The following is a 14,072-nucleotide window of genomic DNA, read 5'->3' as shown; positions in this document are numbered from 1 at the left end:
TCTTTTATTTGCGCTGTGCAGCATAGTAGTTCATCAGACAGCCGTCGGCAAGAATCTGACGCTCGTCGGCAGTCAGGTTCTGGAAGAAGAGGTGGATGTCTTTCACGCCATTGGCTGTGATAACCTTCGCATCAATTTCCTCTTTGCCTCCGAGAATTGCCTCGCGAATACCGGGAATAAACACGAAATCACCAGCGGTATAGTCGAACGGTGTCTCCTGTGCAATGGTGAACGGCACGATACCCCAGTTGATACAGTTGCTGCGATAGCGTTTTGTCGCATATTCATAGCAGATGTTGGCATCACCGCCAAGCACTTTCTGGCAAGATGCTGCCTGCTCGCGTGCAGAACCGTCACCAGGACGATTGGCGAAGACGCAAGAACCGAATGAAGTATTCTTCGCATCAGCACCAACTTTCGCCAGCGCATCACAGACATTCTGAGGCACATTACCTGCACGACGCTCCAGGTCTTCCGACTGTATGCGCTTGCTGATGCCAACATACTCCGGTACACGGCGCGACAGTGCAAACTCGGAAAGTTTCAGCGGATTAGAGCGGTAGCTTGACGTCTCACCGGAAGGAATCAACTCGTCGGTCGTCGTCACCGGATCGTGGATGACTGCTGCCAACTCGAGCAACATGTTCTCCTCCATCGGATACATCTTAGGCCAGTCTTTGATGTTCGGACCGTATTTGAGTTCCTGGCTGTCATCTGCTTTCGCATAGCCATTATAAACACGGCGCTCATAAATCTTCGCATCGAAGTCGTAGGGCTTGTGTGTATCCTCGAAATCAATATCAGTAGCTGCTGTGATAATGCCACCGTTAGCTGCTGTTGCAGCAATTGAACGTGCGTCCATCAATGCCACGAGCGAAATCTGTCCCTGACCAGGTTTTGAACCTTCACGGTTGGGGAAGTTACGTGTGGTGTGACGGATACTCAGACCGTTATTCGACGGCACATCACCTGCACCGAAGCAAGGTCCGCAGAATGCCGGCTTAATCACGACACCAGCCTCAAGCAGTTCTTCGGCAATCTTATTTCGAGTTGTAGCCATATATACTGGCACTGACTGCGGATAAGCAGAAATGGTGAAATAATCATTGCCGACAGACTTGCCGTTCAATATCGCAGCTGCAGCACTGAGGTTGTCGTAGGTTCCTCCTGAACAGCCGGCGATGATTCCCTGATCTGCCATCACCTTACCATTCTGAACCTTGCTGACCAAATCAACAGAAATCTTATCACCGAAGCGCTTCTTAGCATCCTCTTCCACTTCACGGAGAATGCGCTCAGGATCTGCCTGCAACTCGTGAATGGTATAGGCATTTGACGGATGGAACGGCAATGCAATCATTGACTCCTGCTTAGAGAGGTCGATGCGAATCATTCCGTCATAGTAAGCCACCGCACCCGGCTGCAACTCTTTGTAGTCTTCGGGACGGCAGTGAATATCGTAATGATGCTTCACCTCCTCATCGGTCACCCAGATAGAGCTCAAGCAGGTTGTTTCCGTCGTCATGATATCGATACCGTTACGGAAGTCAATCGGAAGATTTTTCACGCCGGGACCGGCAAACTCCAACACTTTGTTCTTCACGAAACCATTGTCGAAGACTGCCTTCACGAGCGAGATAGCTACGTCGTGAGGACCGACACCCTTGCGAGGCGCACCCTCGAGCCAAACGAGAACCACTTCAGGCGCATTGATGTCCCAAGTGTTCTCCAACAGCTGCTTAACGAGCTCGCCACCACCTTCTCCGACACCCATGTTTCCGAGTGAACCATAACGCGTATGGCTGTCGGAACCGAGAATCATGTTACCACACTTCACCATTGCCTCACGGGCATACTGATGGATGACTGCCTGATTGGCTGGCACATAGATACCGCCATATTTCTTTGCTGCGGAGAGACCGAACACGTGGTCATCCTCGTTGATGGTACCACCAACGGCGCAGAGAGAGTTATGACAGTTGGTCATTGCGTAAGGAATGGGGAATTTCTTCAAGCCGCTTGCGCGAGCCGTCTGGATAATGCCCACATAAGTGATGTCGTGTGACATCATCGCATCGAATTTGATACGCATTTTCTTACCCTTACCGCCTTCCACGTCGTGTGCGCGGAGAATCTGATAAGTGATGGTGTTCTCCCGAGCGTCGTCTGGAGAAGGAACATTCGCAGCATTCGTTGCGATTTCTGAACCGTTGAGTAGATAAACTCCTTGTTTGATTAGTTCAACCATGATTTTAAGATTAAAAAGTTAATATTTTGTATTAAGATAATATTGAATTTACGAAAATAGTCAATGCAAGCATGTCTGCCGAACCTCCAGGTGAGATGTTTTCATGAATAAACCCTTCATTCAGTTCTCCAAGTTTTTCGATTGAGAAATCCTCCAGCAGTTGTCCTGCCGCTGTCCTCATCATCTTGACGGCTGCTGCTCCTTTGCGATAATATACATTAGTATCATCGAGGGTCATCATCACTCGCAAAAGTGTTTTGTGCAGACCATCCGGAGCGTCTTTCAACGCCTGCAGACATGGCAGCCAATCATCAAACAACTGCCGGTAGCCATCGCGAGCTGCCGCAAGTGCTCCGCCTATTTGATAACGCTCAACGACAGCAGCTCCATGCGTCTCCTTGGCTGATGGTATCTGCTCGGCGATTTCCGATATGTGTTTCTGCAGCAGCTTGGAATCCAACTCACCTCTCTGGAATGCAAGATGGGCAGCTGCCACAATCGTCAGTCCCAATGCAAACAGCGCTCCCTTATGGGTGTTCACTCCCGACGTTGCTTTCAGCATCGCCTGTTCAGCAGCCAGTCCGACACTTATCACTTCTTCCACCTCTGGCATCTTTTCGTTATAACCCATCAACGCCAGTTGATTGAAATAAGGACGGAGTGCAGCAATACTGCGCATCATGAGCTCGTAGTCCATATCTTGATGAGCACCACTGTCTTTTCTGTCAACAAGTCCGGGTTTGGGAGTCAGGGAGAGTTCTGCTTCCAGCGCATCCAAAGCCAGCCGTGAAATCAGGTAAGGAACAGTCGAGGGAGGAACCAACTCCTTTGCTTTCGAGAAAGAACCGCTGTCCAGATGCTGTCTAAGGGCCGAAGCGCTGACGATATCGCCACCGTCTTGGCACATGCGGTCAATCTCTATCACCTCTATTTCATAGTTCGGAAGAATTTCGCGCATCAGTTCGTTGTATCTGCCCGTCAATCGGTCGGTCGGTTCAGTTCCCACGAAACGAACCTTTGCATCCAAAGCGTGTGCAATATGGTGAGCGAAAATATTCAGGTCCAAACTCATCTGAGTGTCGGATGCGTCTGACAATTCTTTCAAAAAGTAGGTCGGAAACGTCTGTGCTGAGATAATGTAGTCACTCCCGTCACAAACGACCACATTGCCGAGGTCCTTACAACCTGCCTCCACCATCGCTTTTCGCTCCATATAAGAAAAGAGCGAAAGGTCTTCTTTTACAACGATGACATACAGGTTGTCAACCTCTTTCGATGCCTTCTCTATGAGGAAACGGTGTCCTTTGGTGAAAGGATTGGCATTCATTACAATTACACCATTCCGTCCCTCGCGTTTGAGAACGGAAAGATATTTGCAATAGGCGCTGATACCGTTCTGACCGATTTCCATGAAAATCGCCTTTGGTGCTGTTCCTACAAGAGAAAAGCCAATACTTTCAAAGATGTATTTGTTCTCTGGTTTCGTGAAAACACGCACCGTTTCATATCCGCTATTGACTGCTACATTAATCAGATGCGAAATCAACTTAAGTCCCATCTGGTGTTCACGCAGCGTCTCATTGACGGCAATACATTTGATAACATTGCGCTGCAAGCCGCCACCACCAAGCAACTGCTCCTCTCGGAACGGAAAGATGCCAGCATAATAGTCGAGCTCGTCCAATCTCAGATTATTCTCAGACAAGAATCGCTCTACTTTTTGCCGACTGGTTTTCAGCGAAAGTGGCACTTGGCGTATTTCAAACTCGTCGTACATACTGCTCTACCATTTGATGGATGCACTCATGCAATTCACTTTGTGTATGCGTGTTATTCCTCATGCAAACGCGCGCTTCGTTGTCACACATCAGGCATTTTCTTGCCGGACGCTGCGCATCGCTGCGAGATATAGGGACACCCGTCGCGTCAATGACATCCATATCAAAAAGCCTGCCCAACGGGTGACGGTCTTCTATCTCACATAGCGTCTGCTTCGCTTCTATCTTTGGAACGGAGAGCAGGAGATATGCCTCAAAGCCCGTTTCAAGGTCACGCTCGATACACTGGAAGATGTCTCCGCCAAACCGCTCTCGCAGGGCTTCCATTCCTGCCTCCGCGATAACGGCAGACAAACGGTTACGCTTGACCTGTCCTGGCATTACCACCGTGAAACACACCAACGTCTGCTCAGGATTCTTTGACATCAAATCCTTTTGCATGGCAGATCGGTTGTCTCGGCTTTCCAACAACTGGTCAAGCGTAATCTCCATATATTAAATAATGTGTGCTTAGTCGATGATATTCTTAATCACATCCTGTACGGAACCATCGCGATTCATCACGATACCCACCACCTTGTCGCCGAACGGCAACGGTGCCGGTGTTCCGATGATTTTCTCAGCCCGCTCTTTCAGCGAATGGATGTCCACCACCTTCAGTCCGGCTTTCGTCAGTCGCTCAGCGATTTCCGGACGACGTGGGTTCACGGCAATACCATATTCGGTCACCACCACATCAACCGTCGAACCCGGAGTGATGAGTGTCGTCACTTCTTCCACCACACAAGGGATGCGGCCACGCAAGAGCGGGCAGACAATAATTGAAAGCGCTGAATCGGCTGATGTATCCGGGTGACCACCAACAGCACCACGAATGATGCCGTCGCTGCCGACAAGTACGTTGACGTTGAAGTTGACATCCACTTCCAATGCCGAGAGTATCACCATATCCAGATAGTGCGTAGCCGAACCGGGCTCATCAGCACTGGCATATTCGTTGGACGAAACTTCCTTGTGCATCGGGTCGCTCTTCAGCGATTCGGCTGCAACCTTGTCAAACGACTGCACGTCTATCAGGCGCTCGATGAGTCCTTCCTCGCGCATCTTCACCATGTGGGCAGTGATTCCTCCCAAAGCAAAGCTGGCTTTGATGCCCTTTTCTATCATGCTCTCACGGATGAATTTCACGGCAGCCAGCGAAGCTCCTCCAGAACCTGTCTGGATAGAAAATCCCTCTTTGAAGTAGCCGCTGTTGATAATCACTTTGGCAGCCTGCTGTGCGAGCAGGATGTCGCGTGGATTCTTCGTGTCACGAATAGCTCCTGACGAAATCTTCGAAGAGTCGCCGACGGAATCTACCACAACAACATAATCCACATTGCGTTCTGAGATGGAATTCGGCGTGTTCGGGTACGACACGAGGTCGTCGGTCAGAATCACCACTTTGTCTGCATACTGCGCATCGGGCAGTGCATATCCCAGCGAACCGCAGATAGACTTGGCGTTTTCTGAACGCGAATAGCCGCAGGAATTTCCGAGCGGGTCGCTCGATGATGTGCCTAAGAAAGCGACATCAATATGCAGGTCGCCATTGGCAATCGCACTACCACGACCACCATGCGAGCGGAACACCACAGGCTCTTTCATCAGTCCGTGCGAAATTTCCTTCGCGAGTTTGCCGCGCAGTCCTGATGTGGAAATGCGGGTAATCACGCCATTGCGCACATGTTCGATAAGCGGTTCGTGCACGTCAATCAGACTGGACGAAGCGATATGCAAATCCTTGAATCCCATCTCCGCCAGTTTATCCACAACCATATTGATGACTTTATCGCCACTGCGGAAATGGTGGTGGAACGAAATCGTCATTCCGTCCTTGAGACCGGTCTTGCGGATGGCTTCCTCCAGCGTCACCACTTTCGAACTCTCTTTCTGATACTCACTTCGCGGCGTTGCCACTTTCACGTGTACACCGTCCTGATAGGTTTGTTTTCCCATCTTTGCAGCTGCTGCCTCAATAAGCGCTGCCCTGTCTTTTATGCTATTCATTCTACGTCCTCCTTTGATAAAATACCCGATGCAATGGCAAGGTCTATCGTGCGTTGTGCCCTGAGCACCACAGGCCGATCGACCATCTTTCCGTTCACGGCAATCACGCCCGAACCGCGCTTCTCTGCCTCCTTGATGGCAGCGAGTATAGTTTGTGCTTTCTCAATATCCTTCTCTTTCGGTGCAAACACTTCGTTTACGATTTCTATCTGACGTGGATTGATGATCGACTTACCGTCAAAGCCCAACGTCTTAATCAGTTCCACCTCCTTACGGAAGGTTTCCATATCGTTGAGATTCGAATAGACGGTATCCAGTGCGTCGATTCCGGCAGCCCTTGCCGCCACAACGATGGTCTCGCGTGCCAGCAGCAGCTCCGCACCGCCCGGTGTGCGCTGCGTCTTCAGGTTGGCGCAGTAGTCTTCCGCACCGAGCGCAATACCCATCATACGCTTTGAAGCGATGGCGATATCGTAGGCATTGACGATACCCAGAGCGCTCTCAATGGCAGCCATAATCTTTGTTCTGCCCACACATCCCAGTTCGGTTTCGATTTTTTCAATCTCCTGTTCCACCTCGCGCACCTCGTCTGCCGTTTCGGTTTTCGGCATACGGATGACGTGAACACCGGCTTTCACCATCGCCTCAACGTCTTTCTTTCCGTACGGAGTGTTCAGTGGATTGATACGCACCACCATCTCCGTGTCTCCGTAGTCGATGGTTTTCAGCGCATTGTACACCAGCAGACGGGCAGCATCTTTCTCTGCCATGGTCACTGAGTCTTCCAGGTCGAGCATGATGGAGTCGGGTGCATAGATAAAGGCATCCTGCATCATGGCGGGGTTGTTACCTGGAACAAACATCATTGTTCTTCTTAACCTTTGCATAATCTTATTTTGTTTTTTATTTTTAATCTTTCCAAACATCCTTACCCGTCGCACGAACGGCAGCCGCAGTCACACGGGCACGTATCGTGCAGTCGAGTGCACCCTTGTCCGTCGCATTGACCATGGCGTTTTCTATGCCTAAATCCTTGAGGGTATCGGCAATGACTTTCTTAATTTGGTCGCCAAACTGATAGGCAACCGTACTGTCAAGATTGATTTTCAACCCAGCCTCTTCGGTGGGCACAATCTGAATCAGAACATCACCGGATTCAAGTGTACCGGCAAAAGCTGTCTTCATTTCCATAATACTATAATATAAATAATGTGTTAATAAATTCCGAAAGATTTTCATCTTATACCATAGACAACCGTCAAACAGCATACACCGTTCTTCTACCGTTTTCCAAGCCAAGACTACTGAACTCTTTCATCCATCCCAAGCCCCGGGGATTTCCAAAACAAATGAACCGGCAGGTCTTCTGACTTACTCAATCACCGGCACCTTCCCGTCAGTTGGACAGTGGCTTTTCAGTCGATGACACAATGAGCTTACAGCAGCGGGCACTGTTCAGGTTTCACACCTGATTCCCTTTTCATCACGTCTGTTTCCATCCGTGAACCAAATTCACGCTACAAAGATATGGATTATTTCAATACCCTCCAAATATTTTTCACAAAAAATCGAGACGCACATTCTCTTTTTGACATGATTTTTTACAAATAACCCATCAAAAAGCCAACAAAAAGCCGCGTTTCTTTTGCAAAACGAAAGAAAACCACTACCTTTGCAAAGTCATAAAAGACCCTAAGGACCTTAAAGTCCTTAAAGACCCTAAAAAGAAAAAAGCAAATGAGAAAAAACATCCTCCTCACATTATTGGTTTTCCCGTTTCTCCTCGCCGCAGAAGAAATCACTTCTCCCGACGGGAATATGCTGCTAAAGTTCCACGTTGACAATGGCGTACTCAAATACGAACTGCTCTACAAAAACCGGCAGGTCGTCCTCCCCTCCTCGCTCGGTCTGGAACTCATCAACTGGCCCAGCCTGATGGAAGGATTCCGGATGGAACGTGTGCAGAAGAGCTCGTTCGACGAGACATGGCAACCCGTATGGGGCGAGAACAAAGACATCCGCAACCACTACAACGAGATGGCTGTCACCGTCAGCCAGCCGGCACTCAAACGACACATCATCATCCGCTTCCGTGTCTATGACGAAGGCATCGGCTTCCGCTACGAACTGCCGCGACACGACAACCTCGACAACGTCATCATCAAGGAGGAACACACCGAGTTTGCCATGACAGCCGACCATACCGCCTACTGGATTCCCGGCGACTACGACACCGACGAGTATGAATACACCATCTCGCGACTGTCGGAAATACGGTCGCTCGAAGACAAGGCACGTACGGAAAACGCATCACAGTCAGCCATTCCCGCACCCAGCACACAGACCTCCCTGCTGATGAAGACCGACGACGGACTCTACATCAATATCCACGAGGCAGCACTCATCGACTACTCCGCCATGCACCTCACACTCGACGACCGACGGATGGTGCTCAAATCCATCCTCACACCTGACTCCAAAGGCAGGAAAGGATTCATACGCTGCCCCTATACCACGCCATGGAGAACCGTCATGGTGGTGGATGATGCGCGGAAGATGCTCGCATCCAACCTGATACTCAACCTCAACGAACCATGCAAACTGGAAGACACATCGTGGATTCATCCCGTCAAATACATGGGCGTATGGTGGGAAATGATGACCGGAGCAGCCACATGGAACTATGCCGACTACCAGGCGATAAGACTCGGAGAGACCGACTACACGAAACTCAAGCCCACAGGCAGACATGCCGCCAACAACGACAACGTCAGACGCTACATCGACTTTGCAGCCCGGCACGGGTTCGACCAGCTCCTCGTAGAAGGATGGAACCAAGGATGGGAAGACCTGTGGCAGAAATACCACAACTTCAGTTTCACACAATCCTATCCCGACTTCGATGTCAAAGCGTTGCAGGCATACGCCAACGAGAAAGGCATCAAACTGATGATGCACCACGAGACATCATCGTCGATTATCAACTACGAGCGACAGCTGCAGGAAGCCTACAAGTTCGCACACGACAACGGCTACGACGTCATCAAGAGCGGATACGTCGGAAACATATTCCCCTACGGCGGACACCACTACGACCAGTGGATGAACAACCACTACCTGTATTGCGTGACCGAAGCAGCCAAATACCGCCTCATGATTAATGCACACGAAGCCGTGCGCCCCACCGGGCTCTGCCGCACCTACCCCAACCTCATCGGCAACGAAAGCGCGCGGGGAACGGAGTTCCAAGCCATGAGCGGATGCGAACCCAAACACGTCTGCATACTCCCCTTCACACGTCTGCAAGGCGGACCGATGGACTATACACCCGGCATCCTCGAGGCAGACATCTCGAAAGTCAACCCCAACAACCCGGCACACATGAAAGCCACCATCTGCAACCAACTCGCCCTCTACGTCACGATGTACAGTCCGCTACAGATGGCAGCCGACGTGCCGGAGAGCTATGAGCGCTATGCCGATGCCTTCCAGTTCATCAAAGACGTAGCCGTCGATTGGGACAAATCCATCTACCTCGAAGCTGAGCCGGCAGCATATATCACCGTAGCCCGACAGGCGAAAGGCAGCGACGACTGGTTCATCGGATGCGTGGCAGGCGAACAGCCCCACCACTCCGACATCACCCTCTCGTTCCTCGACAAGAACAGGCGATACACCGCCACCATCTACAGCGACGGGAAAGACGCCAACTGCCTCACCAACAACGCCTCCTACGACATACGCACCACCACCGTCACCAGCAAGACCCGACTCAAGCTCAAAGCCGTTGCCGGCGGCGGATACGCCATTCGCATCACACCAAAGAACTAAGCGCTTTTCACAGATTCCCTCCCCCGTCAGGCATTCCCTCCCCATTTGGGGGAGGGTCAGGGAGGGGCTCCCAGTGCTCCCAGAACTCCCAGAATTCCCAGAATTCCCAGAATTCCCAGTGCTCCCATTACATATTTATACGCTCTTTCCGTATGAATATACACATCGAAAATGCCGTTATAACGCTCCTGCTTGCAATATTTTCGACCAAAGTTTCGGTCGGTCGCAAATATCGCAAGCACGCGCATCGGCGTAACCCTCTGAAAACCAAGGGCAACAAGAAAACAGCTGAGGAAAAGTTAACCAAAATAGCAGAAAAATGGGCCAAAAACGGGCAAAATCGGCTTGCAAAAGTGCAACTTTTACACCCTAAAAGTACAACTTTTGGCTCCTGAAAGTTCAACTTTTAGAATTCAAGAGTGCAACTTTTGCGATTTCAGACCTCAAAATACGTTTATTTATACAAACAATATGAATTTACGTTTCTATTTTCAAAATTTTCGTTGTCATAATATTTCTCAAAATCGAACCTCAATTTCTGTATAAATATAACCTTTTCGCAGTTTCGCCTTTCAATTTCAAATAAATTCCACGAAATCACTTTCAAATCAGCAAACCCACCCTTTAAAGCTCTTTTTACACTTATAAAAAAAACTTTTTAAAAAATTTGGAGGGTAATAGAAAAAGCGCTAATTTTGGGTCGAATTTTAACGAAAAGACAAAAACTATATGGGAAAATTTCAACCTATTAACATATTAAATTATTAACTTTTATGAATCCTTAATTTAGAAGCAAATGAAAAAGAAAGAAAACAATTTTCATCGCTCTCTGAGAGCGTGCTTGACAGGATTATTTATGCTCTGCGCTACATTGATGTACGCGCAAGACATCACTGTCAGGGGTTCTGTAACTGACGAAAAGGGAGAACCGGTAATCGGAGCTTCTGTAAAAGTTGCAGGAACCACACTAGGAGCTGCAACCAATGTAGATGGTTTTTACACCATCAACTGTGCTCCAAATGCAAATTTGGAAGTATCTTACATTGGTTTCGAGACTCAAACGGTGCCCGTCAATGGTCGTACAACCGTTGATGTGGTAATGTATGAAACGACAACCAGCCTTGGTGAAGTCGTTGTAACTGCACTTGGTATTAAGAAGGATTCCCGTAAGTTGGGATATGCCGTATCTACCGTCGGTGCCGAAGAAATAACCCGCGTAGGAGCACCTACTTTCGCAACAGCCATGTATGGTAAGGCTGCGGGTGTACGTATCCAAGCAGCTCCTGGTGGTGGAACATCTTCTGTTTCTATCAACGTCCGTGGCTTGTCATCAATTACAGGTACAACCCAGCCTCTCATCGTGATGGACGGTGTGCCCATTCGTAACGGTGATGCAAACACAGAAGTTGATTACTGGCAGAACACCCGAATCAACTCAAACGGTTTGGTTGACATCAACCCTGAGGACATTGAAAGCATTTCTATTTTGAAGGGTGCTGCTGCATCTGCATTGTATGGTTCTGAAGCCGCCAACGGTGTTGTGGTTATCACAACTAAGAGCGGTCGCGGACAACAAGGTGTAGGTGTTGAATTTGGTGCAAACCTCAGTATTGAAAACGCTGCATACCTTCCTGAAATTCAGGAGGAATTTGGTCCTGGTACCTTTGGAACACGTGGAGAAGTTTCTCCTTATGCATTGCGAACTGGCGGTTTCGTTGAGAGAGAGTACAATGGTCAAACTTATAGATCTGTTCAGGCAACCAATAGCTATTGGGGACCTCGCTACGACGGTAGTGATGTACTCTATTGGGACGGAAAAACCCGTAAATTCAGCAGTATGGGTAACCCTTGGAAGAACATCTTCCGTACAGGATTTAACCAGCAATACAACGCTGCCATCACAAAAGCTGGCGACTGGGGTAACGTACGTTTCGCTTATACATATAATAATGTAAAAGCAATGCAGTACAACTCAAATAACAATAAGCACAACTTCTCACTGAATGGTACGATTAATATTCTTAAGAACTTGAAACTTGATTTCACGGCACAATATCTGCGCCAAAACATCAAGAACCGTGCTTATCGTGTTAGCCGTATTACACTCAACTTCGGCGGTATGGTTGGTTCATTCGACGATATTGATTTGATGGTTAACAAAACTACCACATCACAAGGCTTCATCTTCAGTACTAGCGATGGTCTTTCTGAAACTCCTGAGGAGAACCTTGCGTATGAGCCAGGAACTTCTGCTTTGATGACTGAATACATGTGGAACATCATTGGTAACATGCAGGAAGAAAAGCACAACCGCTTCATCGCAGGTATCACTCCTTCTTGGGAAATCATTCCTGGACTTACCCTTCGTGGACGTGTTGCTACAGACTTGACAGCTGAGGATATTGAAGGTCGTAGCCGTGCTAAACGCGCTATCGGTTACACTTCTAACGCAGGCGACCTGGGAGGTTATTCTCTGATGAATCGTAAATTTGAGACATATTATGGTGACATTATGTTGATGTTCGACCGCACCTTTGCTGAGAAGCACAATGTGACTGCTAACTTCGGTGTTTCTGGTCGTCGCGAAAAGACATTCTCTACAAATGTTTGGACAAACGGTGGTCTCTCTATTACCAACTGGTTTAACCTTGCAGCATCTAACTTAACGCCCGGTGCAGGTATGGAAGACATCAATACGCTGCGTACCGCAATCTTTGGAACCGTAAGTTATGGTTATGACAACTGGGGTTACTTGGAGGCAACTCTGCGTAATGAGAAAATCTCTACCCTCGCTCCTGACTACAACAGTTTCACATATCCTTCAATCAATGCCAGTGTTATCATCACTGAATTGCTGAAAGATAAAAAACCAACTTGGTGGAATTATGGAAAGATTCGTGCATCTTATGGTATCGTAGGTAATGCTCCTGAAGTGTATAGAGCAAACGTTCTTTACAACCAATCTATTGTTGGTTCATACCTTTACAACACTATCGGTGGCAATCTTGGAAACCTATCTCTGAAACCTGAGAAGAAACATGAATTTGAGCTCGGTATCGAATCGAAGTTCTTGAACAACCGCCTCGGTTTCGAGTTGTCATACTATAACAACACCGTTAAAGACCAGATTCTTCCTATTTCACTCGCTAAGACAGCTGGTGGTAGCTCTATCCTCCTGAACATTGGTGAGTTGAAGAACAGCGGTCTTGAATTTGCTGTTTATGGAACTCCTATCCTGACAAAAGATTGGCAATTGGACTTGCGCGCAAATATTGCGTTCAACAAGAACAAGGTAACCAAACTGATGGATGGTCTTGACAACATTCTGCACAAATCATTTGACAACAACGCAGCCAATCTGTATTCATACGTAGATCAGCCAATGGGTGACTGGTATGTATATAAATGGCAACGCGATGACAATGGCAAGCTGATTGTTGACGAACAGGGTCTGCCTCTCCGTGAGAATACTTTGAGCAAAGCTGGTAACGCTATGCCGAAGGGCGTAGGTGGTGTTTCTGCAAGCCTTCGCTACAAGCAAGTATTCTTAGATGCTACTTTCGACTTCCGTTTTGGTGGCAAAGTATTGAACCAGTACTGGCAGTATGCGATGAACACCGGTATTCTTGAAAAGACTCTCGATGGACGTGAAGGACATGGTGGTTTGGCATACTACTACAAGGACAACAATGTATCTTCTGATGGAACGATAATTGCAGGAACAGCTCCTGCTGGATATCTGCAATTCAATGATGGTATCTTAGTTGACGGCGTTCGTGCAGACGGAACACCTAACGATGTGATTGTTCCTGCAGGACAGTATTATAGTGCTCTTTATGGTTGGGGAACTGGTAATATTCACCGCTCATATGAGGATGCTATACAAGATAACTCTTACATGAAACTCCGTGAGCTGTCAATTGGCTATCAATTCCCGACAAGTATCACAAAGACTTTCGGATGCGAAAGCTTGACACTTTCATTCTACGGACGTAACCTGTTCTACATCTTCAAAAATCTCAAAGATATGGATGCTGAATCTGGTGACGGTACGAACTGGATTGGCCAGGCAGTTGCTGGTAACTCTTCAGCAGCAAGCCGTACGTTTGGTTTCTCACTGCGTGCTAAATTTTAATTATAATCATTAATTAATATAATTGATACAA

Annotated in this window: 9 protein-coding genes and 1 riboswitch; of the genes, 3 read left to right on the top strand and 6 right to left on the bottom strand. The window is 48.2% G+C overall.

What is annotated here, in order from left to right; genetic code table 11:
- Positions 1 to 4: 4 nt before the first annotated feature.
- The 6 genes from GRF55_RS05210 to citD are packed head-to-tail and all read right to left on the bottom strand — an operon-like array spanning position 5 to position 7,266.
- Positions 5 to 2,248, bottom strand: coding sequence for a hydratase (locus tag GRF55_RS05210; RefSeq protein WP_220369459.1), 2,244 nt, complete (start codon positions 2,246 to 2,248; stop codon positions 5 to 7).
- A gap of 31 nt (positions 2,249 to 2,279) precedes the next feature.
- Complete coding sequence (gene citC, locus GRF55_RS05205; RefSeq protein WP_220369458.1) at positions 2,280 to 4,025, bottom strand: [citrate (pro-3S)-lyase] ligase; 1,746 nt, start codon at positions 4,023 to 4,025, stop codon at positions 2,280 to 2,282.
- Positions 4,009 to 4,518, bottom strand: coding sequence for a citrate lyase holo-[acyl-carrier protein] synthase (gene citX / locus GRF55_RS05200; RefSeq protein WP_220369457.1), 510 nt, complete (start codon positions 4,516 to 4,518; stop codon positions 4,009 to 4,011). Before citX ends, citC begins: the two co-directional genes overlap by 17 nt.
- A gap of 18 nt (positions 4,519 to 4,536) precedes the next feature.
- Positions 4,537 to 6,075 carry a citrate lyase subunit alpha gene (citF, locus tag GRF55_RS05195; protein WP_220369456.1) on the bottom strand — a complete coding sequence of 513 codons (1,539 nt, stop codon included), beginning with the start codon at positions 6,073 to 6,075 and terminating at the stop codon, positions 4,537 to 4,539.
- On the bottom strand, positions 6,072 to 6,962 hold the full coding sequence (citE, locus tag GRF55_RS05190) for a citrate (pro-3S)-lyase subunit beta (RefSeq protein WP_220369455.1): 891 nt from the start codon (positions 6,960 to 6,962) through the stop codon (positions 6,072 to 6,074). Before citE ends, citF begins: the two co-directional genes overlap by 4 nt.
- Positions 6,963 to 6,984: 22 nt before the next feature.
- Positions 6,985 to 7,266 carry a citrate lyase acyl carrier protein gene (gene citD / locus GRF55_RS05185; RefSeq protein WP_220369454.1) on the bottom strand — a complete coding sequence of 94 codons (282 nt, stop codon included), beginning with the start codon at positions 7,264 to 7,266 and terminating at the stop codon, positions 6,985 to 6,987.
- Between the two features lie 147 nt (positions 7,267 to 7,413).
- Positions 7,414 to 7,601, bottom strand: a riboswitch (cobalamin riboswitch).
- A gap of 211 nt (positions 7,602 to 7,812) precedes the next feature.
- On the opposite strand from citD, the gene GRF55_RS05180 reads away from it, so the two are divergent.
- From GRF55_RS05180 to GRF55_RS05170, 3 genes are all read left to right on the top strand, one after another.
- Positions 7,813 to 9,906, top strand: a complete 2,094-nt coding sequence (locus GRF55_RS05180; protein WP_220369453.1) for a glycoside hydrolase family 97 protein — start codon at positions 7,813 to 7,815, stop codon at positions 9,904 to 9,906.
- 152 nt (positions 9,907 to 10,058) lie between these two features.
- A complete protein-coding gene (locus GRF55_RS05175) occupies positions 10,059 to 10,301 on the top strand; it encodes a hypothetical protein (protein WP_220369452.1) in 243 nt (80 codons plus the stop codon).
- 401 nt (positions 10,302 to 10,702) lie between these two features.
- Positions 10,703 to 14,041, top strand: a complete 3,339-nt coding sequence (locus GRF55_RS05170; protein ID WP_220369451.1) for a SusC/RagA family TonB-linked outer membrane protein — start codon at positions 10,703 to 10,705, stop codon at positions 14,039 to 14,041.
- The last annotated feature ends 31 nt before the right edge of the window (positions 14,042 to 14,072 follow it).

Source organism: Prevotella sp. Rep29, assembly GCF_019551475.1.
In the GTDB taxonomy this organism is placed as follows: domain Bacteria; phylum Bacteroidota; class Bacteroidia; order Bacteroidales; family Bacteroidaceae; genus Prevotella.
This window is presented reverse-complemented; position numbering and strand designations above follow the sequence as displayed.